This is a genomic window from Serratia oryzae (genome assembly GCF_001976145.1).
GTDB classification, from domain to species: domain Bacteria; phylum Pseudomonadota; class Gammaproteobacteria; order Enterobacterales; family Enterobacteriaceae; genus Chania; species Chania oryzae.
Genome location: NZ_MOXD01000031.1, coordinates 1 through 3,907 on the forward strand (window position 1 = coordinate 1; position 3,907 = coordinate 3,907).

The 3,907-nt window shown below is 52.3% G+C and carries 6 protein-coding genes and 1 pseudogene; 2 read left to right on the forward strand and 5 right to left on the reverse strand.

Annotated features, from left to right (window positions below; genetic code table 11):
• The 5 genes and pseudogenes from BMI79_RS24670 to BMI79_RS23405 form a co-directional block, all read right to left on the reverse strand.
• A pseudogene (locus BMI79_RS24670) lies at nt 1–129 on the reverse strand (POTRA domain-containing protein); the annotation flags it as partial.
• A 251-nt stretch (nt 130–380) separates the two neighbouring features.
• Nucleotides 381–968, reverse strand: coding sequence for a DUF2913 family protein (locus BMI79_RS22670; RefSeq protein ID WP_076944395.1), 588 nt, complete (start codon nt 966–968; stop codon nt 381–383).
• Nucleotides 969–1,724: 756 nt separating this feature from the next.
• Nucleotides 1,725–2,351 (reverse strand): ECs1377 family protein, encoded by a 627-nt coding sequence (locus BMI79_RS22675; protein WP_076944396.1) that lies wholly within the window; start codon nt 2,349–2,351, stop codon nt 1,725–1,727.
• 232 nt (nt 2,352–2,583) lie between these two features.
• The gene (locus BMI79_RS23400) at nt 2,584–2,988 is read right to left on the reverse strand and encodes a putative zinc ribbon protein (RefSeq protein WP_076944397.1); all 405 of its coding nucleotides are present in this window, start codon (nt 2,986–2,988) and stop codon (nt 2,584–2,586) included.
• Entirely contained in the window at nt 2,979–3,380 is a 402-nt protein-coding gene (locus tag BMI79_RS23405) for a DUF7828 domain-containing protein (RefSeq protein ID WP_425272373.1), read from the reverse strand. The genes BMI79_RS23400 and BMI79_RS23405 overlap by 10 nt, the downstream gene beginning before the upstream one ends.
• Before the next feature lie 92 nt (nt 3,381–3,472).
• Here BMI79_RS23405 and BMI79_RS24445 point away from each other — a divergent pair, with 92 nt between their 5' ends.
• The gene (locus BMI79_RS24445) at nt 3,473–3,595 is read left to right on the forward strand and encodes a hypothetical protein (protein ID WP_279626686.1); all 123 of its coding nucleotides are present in this window, start codon (nt 3,473–3,475) and stop codon (nt 3,593–3,595) included.
• Nucleotides 3,596–3,710: 115 nt separating this feature from the next.
• On the forward strand, nt 3,711–3,907 hold a 197-nt coding region (locus BMI79_RS24140), incomplete at its 3' end, for a hypothetical protein (RefSeq protein ID WP_208611225.1).

Sequence of the window (3,907 nt, forward strand, 5' to 3'; positions counted from 1 at the left end):
GGGTGGGGCCTCTGGGCGCGTAGGGGAAATGCTGCGTTGCAGTTGCTGGCGCTGCTGCTGGTTTTGCTGCAGCAGATCACGCTGTTGCTGCTGGATGGTGTCGCGATCGGCGGGGCTGAGAAACGCGCCTGAAACCGGAAAGACTGCACAACTTACTGCGACGAGCGCACAAAAGCGCCACGCCTGCTTCCTGCATGCCAACATGGATCATCCCTGAGAAGGTGTCGAAAATGATAAGAAATGTATCAAATTATGTTGAGGATTATCCCGCGCCACAGAACAGAAAGCAAGCAGTCCAAGGCAAAATGCGTTGCTTGGGTGCCCCGAATACATTAACACAGCTTGTTGCTTGCGCGACCCGTATGCCGTCTCCACCTGCATCAATAGGTTCCTGTGGGCATCAGTGTCGCCGCCTTTTCTGATCCACTGGCGGTGAGGAAGCATATCGCCAGAGCGTCGGTAAAGACCTGCACGTTGCCTGCAATTTTGAATTCAAGCGGCGTGATTAGGCGACCTTCCGGCGTAAACGCCACGTTGAGTACTGATTTGACGACATACAGCGCAGGCTCAGGCCCTTCAATAATCCCGTTATCCCACTCGGTCTGGGTCACCAGCTCATTACGCCAGCCTTGTGCCTTCAGGCTCTCGATGGCGTAGGTGAGCCTGAACAGGTCGTTCTGGTGCTTGAGTTCGCCGGTGCAGGAGTGCCAGACATAGTCGAAGCGAGTTTTGAGTTTAGCCTCAATCCCCTCTTTACGTCCCTTGTCCAGCAACTGCTGAATATCTAACGCGACACTGCGGGGAAACCGTTTTTGTTTCTGCGCTGTGGCCAACCAACGTACCAGGAACAGGTGTTCTGCCATCGGCGACGTGACCGTCCCTTGCTGAATGGCAGTATGCAAGGCTACCAGGGCGCAGAACGCCAGGTGGGCCAGGTCTTTTACGGTTTGGTCAGGAGGCGTTGTCATGAGGTTATTAATGTTAAGTAAAATTGATGCCAAGGGTAATGAAGCGGTGAGCCCGTAGCAAATGTAATGAACGCGTCCCACCCATTTTGGCTTATGTGATCGGCATGGGGATTTAGAGCAATGAGGGTGGATCCCCACAGATTTTCGGCATCATAGCGCCCATAACAATAATGTCAGTATCAGGCCCTATTAATCGCTGATATTGATAAACATTAACGCAAACCAAAGAGTGATGCAGAAAGGTTGCTCTGGCGGCCCGCGTGATGACAATGACAGGTAAGACCGTGACTCACTAAACCTGAATGAGGTTATGGGCTTAAAGCCCGCGAAGCAAATGAGGGGTGAGTCAGCGAATTACATAGGGGCCCGCAGCAATGGCTGCAATAAGGCCGGATATAAAGCTGCAACCTACATGTCAAAGTCAAAACAACGGATGCCTTGCAAACGGGATGCGTTCATATAAACCTCATGGAAGTGTTCATTTTGTCGCCCAGATGGCTTGTTATTCCTGGCATTGTTATCGACACGCAGGGGGTCAGCACGCGTCGGTTTTATTCAGCGTAACAATACGGGACCGTTGAAAATCCAGGCCACCACCGCGATATCATGCAGGCTACCCCGTACCGGCTTCGTGATGTTTTTTAGGGTTAAACATCGGTGATGGGGTAGCTTTTGTGAGCCTAGTGGCACCGTCGACTGTCACCAACCTGCGGCGGGTCGACAACGGTGTGTTCAACGGTCAATCAATGCCTGTTTTCAGCCGCAGCGGTAGACCGGTACCGGGCGGAGGGTGGCGGTGAGGCTGTCCCACACGGGAACTTCAGCAGTTGCAATACGCATCCCTTTTTTTCTGAGCACCGCCACGTCGGCTGCGATCCGCTGCATACCAAACCAGAACAAACCATCCAGCGCCGTCACCGCCAGTCCGTTCTCCAGCGCTCGCTTAAGTCGCTCACGCGGCATTTTTAATTCCCTGGCAATCTCCCGGTAAGGCGCAGCGCTCTCGCCTGACGCTACTTCCCGGCGAATGCAGGTTGACAAGCGGTAGTGAAACGCTTCCGGTATCTGATTTACATCAGATTTCACGCTGTAAACACAGCCAAAACGTTTGCCGTTAAACACCACGTTTTTCTGACTGAGTGGCAGTTCATCACGCAGCCCGGCAATCAGTTGCGGGGCACGCACCAGCAGCAAACGAAAAGGCAGTTCAAAGCTGGTGACATAAGCCACATTCAGCAAGGCGATACGCAGACGTTCGGCACTTCCAGCCCTAACCTGACGACACTCTTCGATAACTTCAGCCCATTGACGTGTGATACGCGGCGTTTCATTGATTTCCGCGAAGTGGTATTTTTCAAGGTGGTAATCAATACGCTCTACCATGCAGGTTCCTCTTCATCTCCGTATCGGTCACTTTATCAACGGGTTACGATAAGCGAAAGTCAATTTGCTGGAAGGTGAGGCCAGCGGCGATTGAAACGGGATCCGTTGAGAAAAATGACAGTTTTGGGGTAGTCTTAAAACCTCACTGAGTGTTGATGGGCATTCAGGGATAAACAAGTATGACGTTAGTGTGCAAAGAAAGATTGTTGACATTCTACTGACTAAAACAGAGTCAGGTATAATTCTCCCGCCAACGGGCTTCTTCGATACTGTATATCCCAGAACCGCACTGCGTGCAGTGTTTTTCCCCCTGATAGTGGCTCTGGCACAACACGCAGTACCAGGATTTGACGGCAATCGGTACCGGTAGCCAGCCCACTGCTTTGCGCAACTCCGCGTGCCTCTCATCGGCTTTTACTTGCGGATCCAGATAGGCGCATTTCATCAATGTCTCTCGTGAAACGCTCTGCTGATCATGCTCGAACCAGGGAACTTCGCCAGGTCCACCCGAATGCCACACCAGCAAGCCGTGGCAGGAAACACAGGTTCGGACACGCTTTTCCAAGCTTGATACCTCTTTGGCCGTCACAAAACATCCGTTGCTGTCGTTCGCCAGGTAACATTTCATCATACGCATACGGCGACCTCCGGCTGGCAGACGTGACTGCTGTGCTCACCATGGCAAATCAGATAATAACGCTCTCCGTAATACCCGATGTTACACCCCGTGCAATGCCAGTCGGCTTTTCGTGCTAATGGTCGAGCATCCGGCACATAGGGATGTAGCATCTGGATACATCGTATTTCTTCACGATCTAACTCGAAGTAGGGACATTCTCGGCCTCGGTCGGTTAATGTGTTCTGCCGATGCTCAAACCAGGGGCGTTCCGCCTGAGACTCTGGGTTGAATATCATCACACTGCCGCAGAGATGGCAGCGGTAATGGTCGTCAGGTGCAATCTGTGCTGTTCTGGCACCGATCAGGCGGTTGTGACTGCCCAGCGCCATAAAAGATTTTGCATACATCATGTTGGCTCTCCGCATGACTTTACGCCCAGGGGACATCCGTCCCTGTGTGGGCAGAAAGTCGTGCTATCGAAGGGGTTAAATGAAATCAGGCAATGAGCAGGGTGAAGCAGCCAGGTTGGTGTTCGGTGGCTGACTGGATCGTACATACCACCGAAGCTAATGACTTCACGCTGTTGCTGAGTGCCGCGCATTGCTCAACATCACCACGGGGCTGAATTGCAGTATCGGGCAAGCGTAATAGGACACGTAATGCAAGCAACCTTGGACACGGGTCAATGATTGCTTGTCGTGTGCGTTTAATGCCGTATGCGTCGAGTTGAACGAGGGAAAATGCGTCGCTCATTACCGTTGCCATTTTTCATCGTTCTTACGCTGGGAGCCAACTGGCACACTGAACATTGCACTATGGCAGAAAGTGCAAGGTTTGGCCCCCGCGTATTGGCGGTGGCACTGCGTACATATCCAGCCGGTCGCTGCGCTAACTGGGTTTACGGCGTTGATCTTTTGCATGTTGAGTTTCCTTCAAA